Raw genomic sequence first — 19,063 nt, forward strand, 5'->3', positions numbered from 1 at the left:
AAGGCAGGAAAAGGACGGGTGATTAGAATTTCAGGAACCAGAGCAGGCTGCACTCTGCTCTGGTGGGATTAAAAACTAATCACCCGGTTACACTCGTTGAACCTGAAGTTTCAGCTGCATTGGCCGGTTGTTAATAGCTTACATTCAAGCGCGCACCATACATACGTGGAGGGTTAAAAGAGTTAAAGGTATAACCACCCGTTGCTCCCTGCCCCATCCAGTTTTTCACTATATTGTCACTTAAATTAGTGCCATACAGCTCGACGTACCAGCTGCTGTCTGTTGGCGCAAATTTCACCGAAGCATTCACATTGGTATAGGCGTCCTGATAGTCGCCTATCACTTTGTTATCCAGATTACGTGGGGTGAAGTACTGCTTGTCTTTCCAGCTTAAACCCAACCATGGTGTAACCACATAACCATCCATCTCAAAGTCATGGGACAAATTAACACCAACCGAATATTTGGGGGTACGTGGCAAGCTGTGGCCTGTTACATCATAGATAGCCCGGCCTTTGATCTCCGGATCATCCCCCAGATACACAGGAGCACAAGCTTCAGCACCAAACTCAGCTCTGTAACCACAAAACCAGTTGTCGTTGTAGGTTTTATACGAGGTGATTTCACTGTCCAGCCAGGCCGCAAAACCTGAGAGACGACCACCAGACCATGGGATCACGGTAAATTCCAGTTCCAGCCCCTGAATATCCGCTTCACCAATATTTTCTGTTTTCCAGGCATTAACTATTTCACAGGCAGGATTCCAGTCCGGACAAGCTTGCGCCGGAATATTCATACCCACAGCATGCATATCAGTGAAATGCATATCCGTGTATTTCGTCAGAAAGTACACAGCGCTGAAGTTTAACCTCTGATCAAAATGATTGCCTTTGTAGCCTACTTCAAAGTTTTTGGTGCGTTCTGGTTTGTAATCCAGATAACTGAAACGCTCTTCTGAATTTGTTAAGTCAGGATCAGCACAAGGACGGCCACCACAGGTATCAAAACGGTCACCAAAACCACCAGGGCGGTAGCCTGTGGCTACTGAGGTAAACAGCATCCGACGTTCATCAATGTCATACTGCAGACCTAAACGCCATGTACTGGCTGACCAGTCATTTTTGTAGGTATTGACTGTCATGCCTTCGTAGGCATCTTTACCGGCAAATGGACCCATATCAAAAGTCAGGTCAGTGCCGTTATGAGGGGTAGTCACACCTAAAGCCCCCGGAGTGTAAGCGCCATTGTAATACCAGGTACCCGCTGTCCAGCCGCCATAAGTAGCGCCGGCATTGTCAGAGCGTTCATCCTGACTATAACGATAACCTGCGGTTGCAGTTAGTTTGTCGGTCAGTAAAAAGTTGGCCTGAGTAAAAATAGCTTTAGAGTCAATCTGCCGATCCGGTTGCTCGTAAAACTGGCCTACAGGTAAACCAAACTCTGCGCCGACCAGATTATCCTGAGCAAAAGTAATGGCATTTTTTTCTTTTAACCAAAACAAACCAGCAACATAGTTAAAGCTGTCGTAACGCTGTTTTAATTGTAACTCGTTGACATAAGAGCGGAATTTGGAATCCAGCGTATAAGTGGCTCTGTCAACCACATGCTGCATGCCCCAGTTGCCCCACTCCTGCATAATTCCCACGTCAGCTTCCAGTGGATGAATACCACCATCGTCATCGTGATTCTGCGCCCTTTGCTGCACGGCATAACCTAAACGGTATTCCAGATTGGTATTGTCATTCACCTGCCAGCCATATTTCAGCCGTACCGTATCAATGCTCATATCAATCATGCCGGGCACGTTTACCAGGGCATACCACTGGCCTTTATCACCACAGGAAAAACGTGTGCCCTCTACTGCTTCACAATCTTTCATACCCACTTCACCAGCACTACTATTCTGGTAATGCTCATAACCCAGGGTCAGGCTTTGATTGTCGGCAATGGCCCATAAACCGGTCAGACGCATGCCCCATTGATCCGAGTTGGTGTAATAGTCTTCCGGACCTATTTCTTTATTTAAACGCTGGTCGACATCAGGTAAACCGTCCGGAGTAAAGGAGCCGTCGCTTCTTTTAATGCCACGGTCTGTTAAATCGCGTTCCTGATCAATGTAACCGTCTCTTTTGTCGACCATCAAGGCCGCACGAAAGGCAAAAGTATCACTGACGCCAAAGTTATAGACACTGCGTAATTGTTGAGCGCTGTAGTTCCCCAACTGCACATTCGACCAGCCATAGTTTTCACCAAACTCAGGTTTAGCCGGGATCACGTTGACCACACCAGCAGTAGAGTTACGGCCAAATAAAGTGCCCTGAGCTCCACGCAAGACTTCCACTTGTTCTAAGTCGAACATCAAGGCCAAAGATCCCTGAGGACGGGGTGAATAGATGCCATCAATATGCACACCTACAGCAGGATCACCAATTTCAGTGAAGTTGGTGGAAGTCACACCACGAATACCTATTTGCACTCCCGAGTCTGCTGCAGATAAACCAAATTCAATATTGGGCATCATGCCGGTTAAATCGGATAACGACTTGACGTTTTCTCTGACCAGAGTCTCAGGATCCAGTGCTGTAACAGCCAAAGGTGTTTTCATTAAATTGGTGACATCGCGGGTCGCGGTCACATTGATCACTTCTAAAGTATCTCTTTCTACCTCTTTTTCCTCAATGACACCGCTGTCATTTTGTGCCAAAACAAATAATGGGCTGGCTCCCAAAAGTGCGGCCGAAATGGCCAGACTCAGTTGTGCCCTTTTGATCCTGCTCTTGTTGCAACCGCTAAGTAATCCAGACATGGCTTTAGTCTCTTCTATTATTTTTGTATCTATGCCTTTGGTCGATGATGACAGATACTGCAGGCTGTCTTTTCACACCAAAGCTGTTCTTTTTGTCCCTGCGAAGTCGAAATCACTATCACGAATCCCGAGCTCGAATGTTACTTTGTACCATCAAGATTAAAAAGTAAACATTATTTGATGAAAAAACAGTTCGATATAGTATCTAATTCTAGACAAGCATCTCTTTATTGCTTATTAATATGTTACCAAGTAACAAGAACCCTTTGCACTTATGCGTATTTTGTATTGCCTCTGCCTTGCGTTTTTATGGCTAAGCCCTGTCTGGGCACAGCCATTGGCTTTATTGCCTTATCCACAACAGCTGGAGCTGCACCAGGGTGAGTTTGTGTTTACCGATAAACTCAGAGTGCAGCTCCCCGCCGGGCAGCCGGAGCTTAAAACTGCAGTGAAGCGATTTATTCAGCAAAGCGCTATTGCTACCCACCTGGATTTCACAGCTCACAACGGAGCGCAGCTGTTGATCCGGCTGGATTTAGCGAAAACAACTACAGCAAAGCAAACGGAAGCCTACCAACTGAAGATAAGCAGCAAGCAAATTCAGCTCAGTGCCCGTCATGCCACAGGCATAAAACATGGCCTGCACACTCTGCAGCAGCTTATTCAGCGCCACTCAGACAAAACAGTGCTACCCGCCCTTCGCATTGAAGATGAACCCCGTTTTAGCTGGCGGGGTTTATTGCTCGACCCTGCCAGACGTTTTTTACCTATTGCGGATATCAAACGTCAGCTGGATCTGATGGCGGCGGTAAAACTCAATGTGCTGCATTTGCATTTAACGGACGATCAGGGCTGGCGCTTTGAATCCAAAGTATTTCCAAAGCTGCAGCAAGTGGGCGGCAAAGATGGCTATTACACTCAGGATGAATTAAGGGAACTGGTGTTGTATGCCAAAGAACGAGGCATTCGAGTGGTGCCTGAAATAGATGTGCCGGGCCATACCACGGCTTTGGGCCTGGCTTATCCGGAATTAATGACAGCTCCGGCTCCCACTGTCGCTGAAATACATTGGGGTGTGCATCCGGCGGTATTAGATCCATCCAATGAACAAGTCTATGTGTTATTACAACAACTTCTCTCTGAAGTGGCAGAGGTATTTCCGGATCCCTACCTGCATATAGGGGGAGATGAAGTGCTACCGGACCGCTGGCAACAAAATTCAGCGGTTCAGGCTTTTATGCAACAGCAAAAGCTGGCTGATGTTGGCGCTTTGCAGGCCTATTTTAATCGTCGTGTTGAGCTCATATTAAAGAGTCTGGGCAAGACTATGATTGGCTGGGACGAAGTACTGGATGATGAGCTGCCTGATTCTGTGGTGGTGCAATCCTGGCGTGGCACAGAGTCCTTATTTCAGGCCGCGGAAAAAGGTCATGCCGCCATTTTATCAACAGGCTTTTATCTGGATCAGCCACAAACCGCAGCTTTCCATTATCGCAATGACCCCTTGCCTGATGCTGTTTCAGCACCACAATCTGCTGATATCAACCACTGGTCTGGCTGGAATTTCCAGTTTGAACGTAAAAGAGGCTCGCCAGTCACTGGCACTTTGTATCTGCTGCAGTTCATATCTGGCTCAGAGCGTGTTTTTATTCAGTTTCCGGACAAAATGCTGATTGAAGCCAAAGCGGTGCAAGTGAACGGGCGCCAAACAAGCTTTCAGTTTGATAGCTGGATGGGACCAGTCAAAGCCCAGCTACAACTGACCGACACTGTTCAGGGCAAGTTTGTCACAGGCAATGCGCCTTATCAGCTAACAGGCCAGGCTGTAGCACGATCAGAGCAGCGCCCTTTACCGCTCGACTTTGGCAGAACACTGAGTCCGCAGGCGCAACAACAGATTTTAGGAGGCGAAATCGCCTTATGGGGCGAATTGATCACGCCTGAAATTATAGATATTCGCTTATGGCCCAACGGTTTTGCAGTCGCTGAGCGGCTCTGGTCGCCCAAAAGCCGCGACAATGAGCAGGATTTTTATCAGCGTATGGAGCTGGTGCAACTATGGGCGCAAGACTTTATAGGTTTAAAAACCCGCCAACAACAAATTCAGGGCTTTAAACAGCTGGTACCGGCATCCCATCTGGCCGATTTTCTGACTCTGGCTGAAACTCTGGAGCCTGCGCATTATTACCACCGTTTGCATGAAAAATCTGTGGCCGGGCTTTACCATCAGCAGGCTCAGCTGAATCAACTGGTCGATTTTCTACCGGCAGAACACAAAACCATGCGCCAGTTTGAGCAGGATCTTGCGTTGTGGCTTGTGCAGGAAAAACCTGAACAACTCAGGAAGCTGCAACACCAACTTCAGCTGTGGCAATTATCAGCTGAGCGCTTGTCAGATCTGCCTGAACTATCAGCTACCGCAGTTGTTTTTCAGGTGAGGCAACTTTGTCAGTCAGGTTTAGCACTATTGGAGCATATTGCTGCCCGGCAGCCGCTTGCTGTGGCAGAACGCAAAACAATAAGGCAACAATTGGATAGCTCAGAGACGATACAGCAGGAGATGGTGATAGCGCTGCACAGAGCCATATTGGCTCTGCTTCAGGCCGCAGACTGAGCACACAAACAGCGTTTCGCTTCAGCTCGAATTCAATCCTGAATGTCAGTTTTCAGACGGCTTCCGGGTCAGGTTCGTACTTTGGATTAAGAAGATAAAACCAGCCAAAACAAGCCAGAATAAAGTGTGGGTTGCTGCCGTGGTCCAATACATCGCCAGCAGCATTGCAGTGGCTGCGAGGCTCAATAAAAAAGAAAAATGTTTATAATGGCTATACGTCATTAACGCCAACCAAAGCGTCAGAGCACATAATAGTCCGCCACAAGATATCGATTGTAAAACAGCATCTTTGCTGCTTCTCGAAGCGAGAAAAAGATAATAACTATGGCTGGTCAGTATCGCTGTACAAAAGAGTTTCAGGTAAACCAACATTCAGTTTACCTCAGCGTCAATCGTCACTGCTGCAGGATCATCTATTGCTGAATGGCTGTAAGAGCGATGTAAGGCGATCACCGCACTAAGGATGCAAAGCATTAAAAACACATGAAATCCGTGCCACCACTCTGCGCTGCTGATCCCAAGCAGTATTGACGCAACGGCCAGCATCACAGTACACCAACAGGCACATCTAAAAGATGTTCGGGTGAGCAGCATCATTGCAACTAACACCAATTGACAACTCCCAATGACAGTGTAAAAAGCGGTTTGCTGAATGTCTACAGCAAAAAACAACAGGCATTTTGCAATAAAAGGGCTGGCAAGTAACGTCAGCGCAAAAGCCGCGCTACTGGCAAACACTAGTCTGCCGGGCCAAAATGAGGGAGCGCTGAGCCAACCGCTATAACGCTGACGACGAAATGCCCATAACCACAAACCTGCACTCATTATGGCAATACAAGATAAACCTAGCAGCATATAAAGTAGTTTCACCAACTGAGATACTGCACCAGATGAGCCCCAATCGCCAAAATGCAAAGGCATCATCATCAATTCTTTGCGCTTAAGCAGGCTGACTGTGCTCGGATCGATGAGAGTCAAAGTTGACTTCTTGATGTCGTAATCGACGCCACTGCGGTGGCGTTGCACCAATGAACCGGGGTTATCTCCTCTGACGCTCAACTGTACCAGTTTTTCAGCTGCAAATTTCTGCTCAATAAACACTGGGGTTAACTGAGGAAAATGCCTAGCACTTAATTCAAGTGCATACTCATGTGCTGACTTACCAGCAGGTAAGGCTGGCACAGTAACCTTTGCCGAAATTACAGGCGCAGGCTCGCTGGACCATAGAGATACTGTCGGAATGATCAGCCCATACAAGCCCAACCAAATTCCGGTCACTGCGAACAACACTAATGCTGGTAAGCTGAGCAGGCCCAGCCGTTTATGCCACAAAGCCCATGCACTTCGTCCTTGCTTTTTGCAGGCTCCTGCACGTACATACTGGCTCCATGGCTTTTTGAGACTCAACAAACCACTGATCAGACTCATCAGCATGGCCACAGCGATAAAACCAATCACCCAACGGCCTTCATGGCCGAAGAAGAATCTGGTATGCAGTTCAACCAGAAAGGTGGACAATACCTGACCGCTGCGGTTTGCAGCCTGGCTGCAGCGATCAAACTGCAGAACAGAACCATCACGGTATTTCAGTTGATAATACGATGAATCATAACCTGGCAAAGTGAGTCGTCTGACCTGCGGATCAGCAGCATGCTGCAACACAGCTTGCGGTATTGTGTTGACTGGACAAGCAGCGCGGTCTGGTCCGGCAACCCAAAGTGCCAGCTCTGTTTTATATACCGCCATAGTGCCGCTAACAGACAGCAGCAACAGCAAAAAACCAAAAGCGGCAGCAAAAAACTGATGTAGTTCGAAATGATGCCGCTGCATTGCTTAGTTTACCTTAGAAGCCAGGTTCAGTTTATTGCTGCTTTGCAGCGCCTGCGCTAATAAATGCCGTACTTTAGCTTCGTCTTTCATCGTCATATATTCTGAGGCCACTTTACGCAGCACAACAGCCTGCTGATACGGGTCTTGTATTGCTGCAACTAACAACTCAGCCTTTTGCAGTAACGCAGTAGCATCACCAGCCTTTTGCTTGTACATGTTTTTTGCAATACGGATATAACCCTCAGCGGCGTGATAAGGGTCTTTGATCTGTTCTGCCACCCGAATACCTTTGTCATACTGATAGCTCTGGCCATAATTACGGGCTATTTCGCTTTGTACCGCATAACTTTCTTCAGAAGCAGGTAAACTGGCTGCAATTTCCCAGGCTTGATCCAAGGCTTGAGCAGCTCTGACCCGCTCACCTTTTTCCGCTTGCTCACCACCAAGCATGACCAGCACCTGAGTTTTTTGCAGCTTGTCTTCAATTTGCGGCACTATGGTCAGCACTTCATCAAACACAGCCAAAGCACGGGCTTTGTGTTTAATGTCCATCAGGTGGGCACCTGTTTCATTAAAATGCAGTGCACGTTCATAAGGGTCAGTCAGACTTTGAGCTATACCAAAGGCCTCATAAACTAAAGCAACACCCTGTTCTGGTTCCAGATAACGAAAGCTGGCGCCAGTGCCAGAAATTAACTCTGAACGCAACTCCAGCTCAGGCACCGCATGGGCCTTTTTGATACATTGTTCAAGCAGTTGACGGGTCTGATCCTGCTTATCGGCTTTAGCCAGTTTGGCAGATATCTTCCACGCAGTTTTTATCCATACTTCGGTATCGCTGATACTGTCCAACACTGCCAGAGCCTGGGTAAAATCGCCGCTTGAGGCAATTTCATTGGCAGTATGGCCTTTAAGGTACTGCTGAACATAACTGTCGGCCACAGTTGGCTGAAGGGCCTCAGATTTTTTCAGTAATAGCTTGTAGTTTGCTTCATCACCAACTTCTTTATATAAATTAGCAAGTTGAGCTAATACGCTTGCTTGCTGGAATACCTGGCCGGTTTTTACCGGGTCTTGCTGTAAAGCTCGCTCAAGCCGATGGTCTGTATGAGCCTGCACTGTTGTGGCTGACAGCAGACCAACTAAACAGAATGACGCAGTAATGCTAGAAAATTTCATATTGTGTTTCTCCTGATGTTAAAACTTACCTTCAAGGGTCACTTGGAAGCTACGGGCCGATTTTTCGTCTTCTTGCTCAAACATCACAACTTTGCCATCTGCATCTGTGGTCGTTCTTGGCCGGTTTTTTTCAATTTCCAGCAAATTAACTGCACTCAGTCTCAAATTCAGATCAGAGGTTATTTTCCAGTTCCAGAACGTATCAAGGTAGTGGGACGGTGCCTGTTTCTGTACTCTTTTGTCATTGCCACGCAAATCGTGTTTTTCTGATGAACCCACCCTGTTGTAACTCATGCCAAACTGGCTGTTCAGTGCATCAAGGTTGTAATCAAAGCCGGCATTCATAATGTAATTTGGCTGTTCGTTAATGGGTCTGTCTACGCCGCTAAATTCATCAAATGTAGAGGATCTGAGCCATGAATAATTGCCCCGTAACGTCAACCCTGTTAGTCCAAACTGATCCAGTTTTTTCGAGCCATCTAACTCCAGCCCCCAGAACTTACCTTTTTCCCGGTTCACCGGCATAGTGATCCATCGTTGCTCTGTTTCATCAAAAAAAGTTACAGATTCAACCAGGTCGGTCATTTTCCTTACAAATAAGTTAGCAGTGACCACGCCACCTTTTTCATCAAAGTAATGTTCCACACTGCTTTCTGCGCCCCAGGCTTTTTCAGGTTTAAGATCTGGGTTACCCATTTTATCTGGATCAGACAAAGTACCGCTTTTCATATCAGTTAAAGGAACCAAATCGTCAAACTTAGGCCTTTTAATGCTTCGCGATACACTGGTACGCAGATTGGTATTGCTTGCCAACTTATAGAGCCAATGGACTGAAGGGTTAAAATGCAGGTCGTCCGTCAGCGTCGCCGCGTTGTTCTGATAATCCGCATCACCGCTCACATGCTCAAGACGGCCGCCGGTTGTGACTATATGGCTTTCATTCAGATAGAACTCATGCTGCAAATAACCTGATACTTTTTGTTCTTCTACTTTAGCTGACTGGTAAAGGAGGTCCGACTGATCTGCCTTTTTCCAACTTTGTTTATTTTGATCCCACTGGGAGCGAAGCAACTCCAGGCCAAAATCCCAGCTATGACGCTCAGAGGCAATCCAATCCCAATTGTTGCCAATACTTACACTGCTTTCGTCCAGCAAAGTGTCAGATCCTGTTGCAAATTTCAGCTTATCAGCCGTTTCATTGGCTTTACCTTTCAGGTCCGTTTGCTGTTTATGCTCTTCTTTTTGCTGGACATTGCCGTACCATTTCATCTGCAGGCTATCGGACAAAGTACGCTGCCAGATTAAATCCGCTGCCAAATAGTCCCTGTTGTTACTGGCATCCATTCGCTCCTGGTCAGTCAGATCTGCTTTTTTAAATCTGTGCCTTTCTTTATCTTCATTTGAGCGGATAAACTTTGGATCAAACTGTAAAACACTGTCAGCCGACAACTGCCATTCCAACCTTGATGACAAGGCTAATTCATCATGCTGGCGGACTTCTTCATCCTGTTCCCGGTTGGTTAATCGTGACAAGCTGTCATCGCTGTAATCTTTCCGGTCTTTTGTGCGATAACCAAGGCGCTGCTGCGCACTGGCATTGAGGCTGTAACCAAAACCAACGGTTTTACCACTGTGCGATAAACTGACTTGCCCCGTGTCATCTGTACCCGGCACTTTTGGCATGCTGCCTACACCTAACTTCCATTTAGTGCTGGACACTGCAGGTACTTTTTTCATTACTATATTGACGGCACCAGCTATCCCCTGAGAATCGATATTCGCAGTAGTAGAGCGAATAATTTCCACCCTTTCGACCTGGCTTGCCGGAATTTGATCTATAGCAAAGTCGCGCCCTGGTACCGGACGACCATCAATTAATATCTGAGTGTAATCTTTGTGCAGCCCCCTTAGTCTGGCATCGTTATTTTCGCCAGGTGGGCCACCAAAACTGACAGAAGGCATTCTGCGTATGACTTCACCCATACTTGCGTCAGCGAAGCTTTGTAATTCTTCAGAACCAATCACAATTTTGGCCGACGCCAGATTCTGTCTTTCTCTGGATTCGTCATAAAAGCCCAATATTTCGATATGTGGAATATCATCGGCGGGGTTTTCTGGCAGGGCTTCCAACTGAAGTGCACCTGCAGCGTTGAGCTTAAAAGTGATACCTGTGCCAGACAATAAGCGCTTTAAGGCTTGCTCAGTGCTGTAGCTACCCTGAGCGCCACGACTAAAGCGACGGTCAACCAGAGATTGTGGATAACTGATCCGTATTCCGGTTTCAAGTTCAAACTGCTGTAGCACTAAATCCAAAGAGGCCGGGCTAATATTAAAAGTCTTTAACTCATTTGAAAACATAAGCTTGCTTGAGGCATTGTCTCTTGCCTGACTATTGGCTTCAGCAACAGGCAGACCCAGACTGGCGCCTATTACCAACAAATGTACAACTGAAAACTTCATTCCCCGATCCGCATGCTATTAAAAATGGTTCGCATTATTGATCACATTAGTGTTTTAGCCAATATGTAATAACGAAAATTGAATTACCAGGCTTGCACTTTTAATTAGCTAAACAGAGCAGAGCAAGTTCAACTGGCTTTAATCAAAAGGCGCTGCCACCACAGGCCAGACAGGTCGGCTTAACTTTTTATAGGCATTACGGGTCGGGTCGCTGGGATAAGGCGCCCCTGCGTCGACATAAATAATATGCGACGCCAAAGGTGCAAAACCCTGATAAAAATGGTTGGTGGATTTGATCAGCAGCAGTTTGTAATGACTAGGTTCAATGCCTAAAGCCCGGAATAAACTCGGGTCAAAGGACTGACATCTGTTGCTGTTGAGGATCACCTCAATGCCATCAAAGCTGATCAGAGCACAATCGCCCATAGGCACCAGGCTGTCGGCAAACTCCTGCTGTGCATCGGCCTTTAAGCGCAGTACTCTGACAGTTTTGTCTATAGGCGCTCCCGCATTGGCACAACTTTTACCGCCAAAGCGCAGTTCAATTTCGGCCCCTTCTCCAGCTGCAAAGCAGAGTTTGACCGCCATCGGATCCCAAATAGTCCCTACTGCGACTTGCTGCAACTGGCGTTTGATCATTTGGTGCAAAATTAAAGTGCCGTCCCCCGCCACTCCGCCGCCCGGGTTATCCCAGACATCAGCCAGCACCAAAGTACCCTGCAGTTGTTCTGCTTGATCCAAAGCTGTGGCTATATCATAAAATTGCGGTAAGGTCTGACCGCGATAGGAAAACAGCTCTAAACCTAACTGCCGGGCCAAAGCCTCGCCCTGTGTGGCGTCGTTATTTGTGATCACCAGCAGTTTAGATCCCATATCCGGCACATCTCCGGCCATAAACCCATGGATCACCGAAATAGATAAGGCGTAGTGATCTTGTTCAAGCTGGCAAATTTTTTCAATAAAAGATTTCATTGGTTCATGATTGGTCGGCAGAACATCAATCATGCGGCAATCAAAACAGCTCATCACAGGTTTAATGTCGCCACGCGCTGCGGCTACGGCCAGGTAAACCAGTTCGCGGGCTCTGGCCATAAAATCCAGATGAGGAAACTCTTTAAAGGCGATCAGCAAATCGGCCGACGCTAAACGTAAGTCAGTGAGATGACTATGAGGGTCCAGCGTTGCACCAATCACAGCCTGCGGCCCTACTATGGCCCTGACCCTGCTGAGGAAATCGCCTTCGCAGTCGTCATAACCCTGCGCCACCATGGCACCATGCAGACCCAATACAACCAACTGCACAGGCATAGCAGCTTCGAGTTGCATCAAAATTTCATCGCGTAAATGCTCATACGACAAGCGGTTTAATAACCCCCCAGGTTCAGCCCAGGCACAAGTACCTTCAATCACCTCCACAGCAGAATGCTGCTGCGCATATTCGCGGCACGCAACCAGCGGGGCGCTGCATAAGGTGGGTGTCACAGGATGCTGGCCGGGCGGTGCATAAAAACTTTGGTAAAAGCTCACTAAGTCGGTATACATAGGTGAGAAAGTATTGGTTTCTGTCGCCAGCGACGCCGTAAAAATACGCATAAAGCCTCTGTTACTTATGATGACTTAAGATTGCCGGGAAAATGGGGATGAGCTGCTTTTTTCCACAGGTGCAGAGCCTGAAAGCTCAGGCAATCCTTCCCGCTGTCTGGTGATACTGTCCAACCCTTGTTGCCTGCTCACTGCTGATGGCTGGCTCAGCAGACTGACAATACAAGCCAGGCTTAAAGACACGGCCAATGCAGGTAAACAAGGATTACCCCAAAACGCTAACCAGTTGGGGTGATTTAACATCACAACCGAAGTAACAACTGCACCAAACAAAGCGGCTAAGGCACCTTGCCAGCTCAGCCGCAACCAAAAACGTCCCAGTAAGGCAATCACAAAGATGCCAGACATTAAAGTCGCAATCATGCCTGTGATATAACGTATTAAATCATTCGACATCAGCGCCAGCAGCAAGGCCAATACAGACACCATCATCACAGCGATGCGGGAATACAAAATCGCGGACTCCGCTTTTGGCATACGCCCTGTGGCCGTCTGATATAAATCACGGATCAATACCGAGACTGCGGCAATAGAGTCAGAACTGGCGGAAGATAAAGTGGCAGATAAGCCAGCCAGCAGCACCAGCATGGCAAAGACAGCGGGCAAGGTCATGACGGCTACAGTGGTAAACGCAAACTGATGATTGGCTAAATCAGGTGCCAGCATTCGGGCTGAAATACCGATCAAAGCTGGCAAAGCAGCAAACAGCAGATACAAAACTCCGGCAAACACAAATGAGCGCCGCACACTTTGTACACTGCGTCCTGAATAAATACGCTGTCGGAATGAAGGCGTGGCCAGCACGCCAACGGCCACTACGGCAGATAACGAAATGGCAGGTAACAGTTCCATTTGTTTCATCTGCCCTTTTTGCTGAGCGGTAATTACACTTTGCCAGACCGAACTCAGGCCACCAACGGCTTCCAGGGCAAAATAACTCATCAGCAAAAAACCGCTGAACAGCACTATCGCCATCAGGCTGTCAGTCCAGACCACAGCTTTATAGCCACCTATCATCACGTAAAAAGTAAAAGCCACTGCAATTAATAATTTGGCATAGAACATCTCAATACCGGTGGCCCAGGATAAATACAAAGCACCACCAATAATATGAGCGCCCAACCAGCCTAAAGAAGCGAGGAAAATCAGTACTGCGCTGCCATTTTTCACCCAGGTATTAGCGCCGACGTAATAACTCAGCTCTTCGCTCATCGTCATAAAACGCATTTGCCGCAGCGGCGCAAACCACCAGGCGGTTAATAAAATACCAACAGCACCACCTATGCCATAGAGCATGCCACTCCAACCATGGGTATAAGCAAAACCCACAGCGCCCATACTGGTGCCAGTGCCAATCATAGTGGCGACAGTGGTCCCAAAGGTCAGGCCACCTGAGACTTTGCGCCCTGCCAGTAAAAAATCTTCGCTGCTCTGTTGGCGACGGGAGACCAGATAACTGATACCAATCATAATCAGCAGATATAACGCAAATCCCGCTAAAAAATATCTGCTGTCCATCTTAGCTCCGGTCTTTGCGATAGCAGGTTAAATCCACTTCCACTTTGCAATCGACCACTAAGTCGGTCACAGCACACACCCTGGCTGGTGGTGCGTCAGCAAACACCTGACGGAACACCTGATTAAAGCTGCTGAAATAACGGGCGTCAGTCAGATAGACTTTGACATGCACCACATCAGCAAGCTCATAACCTGCACTGTGCATAATGTCGATGCAGTTTTGAATAGCAAGTTTTGATTGCTCCACTATGCCACCTTCCACCACTTCACCATCACGCATAGGAGTCTGGCCTGACACATACAACCAGCCACCTGCTTCTACCGCTTTGGCAAAAGGTAAGCGCTGGCCGCCTGTGCCCGTGCTTTCATCAATACCGTATCGCTTAATACTCATCTTTTATCCTGCAGTTAATCACCTAAAGGCTGACGTTCGTCACCACCACGGCTGCTGTCGAGCGACAATTTCACCCGGCGTAATTTGTCCCGTGATTTACGTTTATTCAGCTTGGCGACTTCAGTGGCCAGCACATCAATAATGGCCAGCATGGCGTAACGTGAGGCTGAGGGTTTGTAGATGAAATCGGTTTCCGGCGCCTGCAAGCCCAGTACTATGTCGGCGTTGTTCGCCAAAGCAGAACCCGGTTTAGTGATAGCGATCACCTTGGCACCGTACTGGCGGGCAATAGCGGCTGAATCAATAATTTCACCTGTGTTGCCTGTCAGTGAAATCGCCACCATCACATCCTGTGGCTCGACAGCAGCTGCCACCATGCGAGTTAATAAACCATCCTGATAACTGCAGACCGGCATACCAAAACGGAATAAACGGTATTGCAGCTCTTGTGAACCAATGGACGAGCCACCGCCCATACCGATACAAAAAATCATTCTGGCGTTTTGTAAGTAACTGACGGCCAGTTTAATGTCTGCTTCTACCAGCAATTTACGGCTTAAATCCAGAGTGTTTTTAATAGCTTCGTATACGCCCTGAATACCATCCAGATCCGGGGTTTCTTCGACGAAACGTTGCCCCACAGCTAAAGACTGCGCCAGTTTCACTTTGAGCTGCCGCACATCCTTGCAATCCACTGTGCGGGCGAAACGGGTGACTGTGGCCTGGCTGACACCAGCCTGCTCAGATAATTTTGCAATACTCATTTCAGTGGCAGCTTTTACATTGTCGAGGATCAGCTGAGCCACCCGCTGCTCAGACTCACTCATCTCAACAAAACGTTCAGAGATCCGCGATAACACATCAATTTCATAACTCATATTTTTATCCTGACCACTTTAATTCAGAGGCTTTCGTTCTGGAAAAACAGTTACTATGTAACAAGATTACAAGTAACACAACGCCGATCAATAAAGTTACTTTGTACCAAATTAAAATGAAAGTAAATATCAATATGGCGCTATTACAGTAATTTACCCGCAATGCTATAGTGAAAAAATTACATAACTTACAGGTGAATGTTATGAAGTACCAAAGTATCAAGCATAAATCAGCCAATCCCTTGCCTCAATCAAAGGGGCTAAATCTAGTGCAACAGGATATTTGTCTGCCTGCTGCAGTGCTGAAACAGCAAGCCATCCGCCATAACCTGAACTGGATGCAAAGCTTTGCCAATCAAAGCAAAGTACTACTGGCCCCTCATGGTAAAACCAGCATGACGCCCTGGTTGTTTCAGCAGCAGCTTGCTGCTGGTGCGTGGGGTTTAACAGTGGCGACCGCCTATCAGGCGCAAATTGCGGCCAATGCAGGAGCCCGCCATATTATTCTTGCCAATCAATTGGTGGGTAAGGCCAATATGGCGGTAGTAGCAAAGCTGCTGCAACAAGGCACGAATGTCTTTGTCTGTGTCGACCATCCGGCTCAGGTGCAAGCGCTGTCGGATTTTTTCCAGCCGCTGCAGTTGGATTTAGCACTGCTGATCGAGCTTGGTGTACAAGGTGGTCGTTGTGGTTGCCGTACAGAAAAAGACGTGATGGCGTTGGCGCATCAAATCAACACCTTAGCTGCAGTGCAACTGGCGGGTATCGAATTTTATGAAGGCGTCATTAAAGGGCCTGAACCAGAACAGGGTGTCCGGCATTTGGTCAGGCAAGCCGTACAGCTGATGCACCACTTTATAAAACACCAGTTGCTGCAACATGCCACACAACTCATCAGCGGTGCAGGTTCAGTCTGGTATGACGTAGTGGCCGCAGAGCTTAGCGCAGCGGCTTTGCCAGAACAAATCAAACTGGTGTTAAGGCCGGGTTGTTATATCAGTCACGACCAGGGAATTTATCAGCAAGCGCAAAAGCAGGTACTGGCACGCAGCACTCTTGCCTGCTCACTTGGAGAGGACTTACAAAATGCGCTGGAACTGGCGGTTTATGTGCAGTCCTTGCCAGAACCTGGCCTTGCCGTTTTAGGTTTTGGTAAAAGAGACGCGGCTTTTGATGCAGGTTTGCCTCAAGCCGTAGCTTTGTATCGGCATGGCGAGTTGCTGACCAATCAACTACAGCACTGTGAAACCATCAAAGTGATGGACCAACATGCGTTCTGGTCTTATGACGAAACGATTCTGCCACAGATTGGCGACATCCTGCTTTTGAGCACTTCACATCCCTGCTTAACTTTTGATAAGTGGCGAACTTTGTGGCTGGTCGACGAGAACTATAACTTGCTGGAAGAGGTGGATACGTTTTTTTAAAACAAAAAAGCCAGTCATTTGCGACTGGCTTTTTAGCTAAAGCAACAGCTTATAAAGAGTGTTTGGACAACACACCAGGCTTAAAGCTGTCGACACTGATAGAGCTGAAACGTAATTCGTTCATGCGTACCAGTTGCTTCGCTTCATCTGCATTAATCACATTGATTTCCAAGGCTTTGGCAATCAGCTGCTCCATTGGAATTTTACGTGGCACTGTGCCTTGTTTTTGTGCGGCGTAAATCTTCTTCATGATTGGCTGAGCCTGATGCACTGCAATAAAGGCCGATTCCATTAAGCCTGTTGGGTCTTCATCGCCTTCACCAATAAAACACAAGTGAGTTAAACGGTCACGAATAACACCAGGTTTTAACAGAGCATCAGAAATGTCCTGAGTCACCGCATCGGCTGGCATTTTGTAACCAATACCAAAAGGGAACACCAGCGTTTTTAATAAACGGGCAACTACTGCGCTTGGGAAGTTCTGGAAAAAACCAGAAAAAGCTTTACCAATTTCAAACAGGTTACGTTCGATGGAGTAACGCACAAAAGGTAAGTCTGCCACCTGACGGCCATTGTCTTCATAAAACTTAAGTACAGCAGAGGCGATATACAAGTGGCTTAACACGTCGCCTAAACGGGCCGACAGCATTTCTTTACGTTTTAAATCACCACCTAACATCAGCATGGAAAAATCAGCACTTAAGGCCAAAGCACGGCTCATACGGCTTAACTGTTTGTAGTATTTAGCAGTTTCGCCAGACACAGGGCTGGAGTTAAAGCAACCTAAAGTTAAACCCTGCCACAAAGCACCGAAAGTATTACCTAAGGCAAAACCAATGTGTTTGATCAGCAGGCTGTCGAATTGCTGTAAACCCTCTTCAGCGTTTGGATTAGCTGCAGCTTCTAATTCCTGCAATACATATGGATGACAACGGGTTGCACCCTGACCAAAAATCATCAGGTTACGGGTTAAGATATTGGCACCTTCTACAGTAATAGAAATAGGAATACCCATATAACCGTGCGCCAGATAGTTTTTTGGACCGACCTGAATAGCGCGGCCTGAGTGAATATCAAAAGCGTCGTTTAACAAAGTACGGGACATTTCCGTCATATGGTACTTGGCAATAGCAGTCACTACTGAAGGACTCAGGTTTAAGTCGATAGCACCGGCAGTCATCACCCGCATCGCTTCTAAGCTGTAGGTATAAGCACCAATACGGCCTAAACTTTCCTGCACCCCTTCAAACTTGCCAATGGCCATACCAAACTGCTGACGCACATAAGAGTACGCACCTGTCATACGGGTAGCTAAATGGCCTGTGGCTGTCGCCAGAGCAGGCAGAGAAATACCACGGCCTGCTGACAAACATTCCACCAGCATACGCCAGCCGCGACCTGCGTAATCCGGGCCACCGATGATCCAGTCAATAGGAATAAATACGTCTTTACCGTAAGTTGTACCATTCATAAAGGCCATATTCATTGGGAAATGACGATCGCCAATTTCAACACCTTCATGGCTGGTTGGGATCAAAGCACAAGTGATACCCAGTTCAGTTCTTTCGCCTAACAGGTTTTCAGGGTCATACAGCTTAAACGCCAGACCTAATACAGTCGCCACTGGTGCCAGCGTGATATAACGCTTATCCCAGTTCAGGCGGATACCCAGTACTTCCTGACCTTCAAACTGGCCTTTACAAATCACACCAGTATCCGGAATACCACCGGCATCCGAACCTGCTTCAGGGCCTGTTAAGGCAAAACAAGGCACTTCTTTACCTGCAGCTAAGCCTGGTAACCAGCGGTCTTTTTGCTCTTGGGTACCGTAATGCATTAAAAGCTCGCCCGGGCCTAAAGAGTTAGGCACCATCACGGTTACAGCAGCAGTTAAGCTGCGGGTGGCGATGCGGGACACAATAGTTGAGTTAGCAATAGCTGAGAATTCACGGCCACCGTAGCTTTTTGGAATAATCATCGCAAAAAAGCCGTTGTCCTTGATGTACTGCCAGACTTCAGGCGGTAAATCACGTTGTTCCTGCACAATTTTGTAGTCATCCAGCATCTTCAGCAAGGTGTCTACTTCATTGTCCATAAAGGCCTGCTCTTCTGCAGACAATTGTGCTTTTGGAATAGCGTGCAGCTTTTTCCAGTCTGGTTTACCCTGGAATAAGTCACCATCCCACCACACATCGCCCGCTTCCATCGCTTCGCGTTCAGTGTCAGACAGTGGCGGTAAAATTTTCTTAAAAATACCAAACACAGGTTTGGTAATAAGGTTACGTCGAATGTCGGCTACACCGAGCACAACAATCAACACCACCAGCAGCAGGATCAAAATTGACATATAAAGGT

The 19,063-nt window shown here is 47.5% G+C and carries 12 protein-coding genes; 2 read left to right on the forward strand and 10 right to left on the reverse strand.

Annotation, left to right across the window (positions count from 1 at the left end):
- Window positions 1-130: 130 nt before the first annotated feature.
- The gene (locus J2W69_RS11615) at window positions 131-2,806 is read right to left on the reverse strand and encodes a TonB-dependent receptor (protein ID WP_310278468.1); all 2,676 of its coding nucleotides are present in this window, start codon (window positions 2,804-2,806) and stop codon (window positions 131-133) included.
- 274 nt (window positions 2,807-3,080) lie between these two features.
- Between J2W69_RS11615 and J2W69_RS11620 the strand changes: the two genes are divergently transcribed.
- Window positions 3,081-5,420 carry a beta-N-acetylhexosaminidase gene (locus J2W69_RS11620; protein ID WP_310278471.1) on the forward strand — a complete coding sequence of 780 codons (2,340 nt, stop codon included), beginning with the start codon at window positions 3,081-3,083 and terminating at the stop codon, window positions 5,418-5,420.
- 45 nt (window positions 5,421-5,465) lie between these two features.
- Here the strand turns inward: J2W69_RS11620 and J2W69_RS11625 are convergent, their stop codons facing one another.
- The 8 genes from J2W69_RS11625 to J2W69_RS11660 all read right to left on the reverse strand — a co-directional run bounded on the left by J2W69_RS11625 (window position 5,466) and on the right by J2W69_RS11660 (window position 15,281).
- The gene (locus J2W69_RS11625; protein ID WP_310278473.1) at window positions 5,466-5,792 is read right to left on the reverse strand and encodes a hypothetical protein; all 327 of its coding nucleotides are present in this window, start codon (window positions 5,790-5,792) and stop codon (window positions 5,466-5,468) included.
- Entirely contained in the window at window positions 5,793-7,250 is a 1,458-nt protein-coding gene (locus tag J2W69_RS11630; RefSeq protein WP_310278476.1) for a PepSY-associated TM helix domain-containing protein, read from the reverse strand.
- 3 nt (window positions 7,251-7,253) lie between these two features.
- The gene (locus J2W69_RS11635; protein ID WP_310278479.1) at window positions 7,254-8,429 is read right to left on the reverse strand and encodes a hypothetical protein; all 1,176 of its coding nucleotides are present in this window, start codon (window positions 8,427-8,429) and stop codon (window positions 7,254-7,256) included.
- Between the two features lie 18 nt (window positions 8,430-8,447).
- Window positions 8,448-10,889, reverse strand: coding sequence for a TonB-dependent receptor domain-containing protein (locus tag J2W69_RS11640; RefSeq protein WP_310278482.1), 2,442 nt, complete (start codon window positions 10,887-10,889; stop codon window positions 8,448-8,450).
- A gap of 138 nt (window positions 10,890-11,027) precedes the next feature.
- On the reverse strand, window positions 11,028-12,482 hold the full coding sequence (locus J2W69_RS11645; RefSeq protein WP_310278485.1) for a M81 family metallopeptidase: 1,455 nt from the start codon (window positions 12,480-12,482) through the stop codon (window positions 11,028-11,030).
- A gap of 24 nt (window positions 12,483-12,506) precedes the next feature.
- Window positions 12,507-14,009, reverse strand: coding sequence for a sodium:solute symporter family protein (locus tag J2W69_RS11650; protein ID WP_310278488.1), 1,503 nt, complete (start codon window positions 14,007-14,009; stop codon window positions 12,507-12,509).
- A gap of 1 nt (window position 14,010) precedes the next feature.
- Window positions 14,011-14,403, reverse strand: a complete 393-nt coding sequence (locus J2W69_RS11655) for a RidA family protein (RefSeq protein ID WP_310278490.1) — start codon at window positions 14,401-14,403, stop codon at window positions 14,011-14,013.
- Window positions 14,404-14,417: 14 nt separating this feature from the next.
- Complete coding sequence (locus J2W69_RS11660; RefSeq protein WP_008898767.1) at window positions 14,418-15,281, reverse strand: MurR/RpiR family transcriptional regulator; 864 nt, start codon at window positions 15,279-15,281, stop codon at window positions 14,418-14,420.
- A gap of 203 nt (window positions 15,282-15,484) precedes the next feature.
- Between J2W69_RS11660 and J2W69_RS11665 the strand changes: the two genes are divergently transcribed.
- The gene (locus J2W69_RS11665; RefSeq protein ID WP_310278493.1) at window positions 15,485-16,708 is read left to right on the forward strand and encodes an amino acid deaminase; all 1,224 of its coding nucleotides are present in this window, start codon (window positions 15,485-15,487) and stop codon (window positions 16,706-16,708) included.
- A 49-nt stretch (window positions 16,709-16,757) separates the two neighbouring features.
- On the opposite strand, the gene J2W69_RS11670 is transcribed toward J2W69_RS11665, so the two are convergent.
- Complete coding sequence (locus J2W69_RS11670) at window positions 16,758-19,055, reverse strand: acyl-CoA dehydrogenase (RefSeq protein WP_310278495.1); 2,298 nt, start codon at window positions 19,053-19,055, stop codon at window positions 16,758-16,760.
- Window positions 19,056-19,063: the final 8 nt, after the last annotated feature.

The sequence above is a fragment of the Rheinheimera soli genome (genome assembly GCF_031457405.1).
Taxonomy (GTDB): domain Bacteria; phylum Pseudomonadota; class Gammaproteobacteria; order Enterobacterales; family Alteromonadaceae; genus Pararheinheimera; species Pararheinheimera soli_A.

What these genes read in the sequence shown, in the direction of transcription:
- J2W69_RS11665 (WP_310278493.1), top strand. Translation starts at nt 15,485, where the DNA reads ATGAAGTACCAAAGTATCAAGCATAAATCAGCCAATCCCTTGCCTCAA.
- J2W69_RS11615 (WP_310278468.1), bottom strand. Translation starts at nt 2,806, where the DNA reads ATGTCTGGATTACTTAGCGGTTGCAACAAGAGCAGGATCAAAAGGGCA.
- J2W69_RS11660 (WP_008898767.1), bottom strand. Translation starts at nt 15,281, where the DNA reads ATGAGTTATGAAATTGATGTGTTATCGCGGATCTCTGAACGTTTTGTT.
- J2W69_RS11645 (WP_310278485.1), bottom strand. Translation starts at nt 12,482, where the DNA reads ATGCGTATTTTTACGGCGTCGCTGGCGACAGAAACCAATACTTTCTCA.
- J2W69_RS11635 (WP_310278479.1), bottom strand. Translation starts at nt 8,429, where the DNA reads ATGAAATTTTCTAGCATTACTGCGTCATTCTGTTTAGTTGGTCTGCTG.
- J2W69_RS11655 (WP_310278490.1), bottom strand. Translation starts at nt 14,403, where the DNA reads ATGAGTATTAAGCGATACGGTATTGATGAAAGCACGGGCACAGGCGGC.
- J2W69_RS11625 (WP_310278473.1), bottom strand. Translation starts at nt 5,792, where the DNA reads ATGTTGGTTTACCTGAAACTCTTTTGTACAGCGATACTGACCAGCCAT.
- J2W69_RS11630 (WP_310278476.1), bottom strand. Translation starts at nt 7,250, where the DNA reads ATGCAGCGGCATCATTTCGAACTACATCAGTTTTTTGCTGCCGCTTTT.
- J2W69_RS11620 (WP_310278471.1), top strand. Translation starts at nt 3,081, where the DNA reads ATGCGTATTTTGTATTGCCTCTGCCTTGCGTTTTTATGGCTAAGCCCT.
- J2W69_RS11640 (WP_310278482.1), bottom strand. Translation starts at nt 10,889, where the DNA reads ATGAAGTTTTCAGTTGTACATTTGTTGGTAATAGGCGCCAGTCTGGGT.
- J2W69_RS11670 (WP_310278495.1), bottom strand. Translation starts at nt 19,055, where the DNA reads ATGTCAATTTTGATCCTGCTGCTGGTGGTGTTGATTGTTGTGCTCGGT.
- J2W69_RS11650 (WP_310278488.1), bottom strand. Translation starts at nt 14,009, where the DNA reads ATGGACAGCAGATATTTTTTAGCGGGATTTGCGTTATATCTGCTGATT.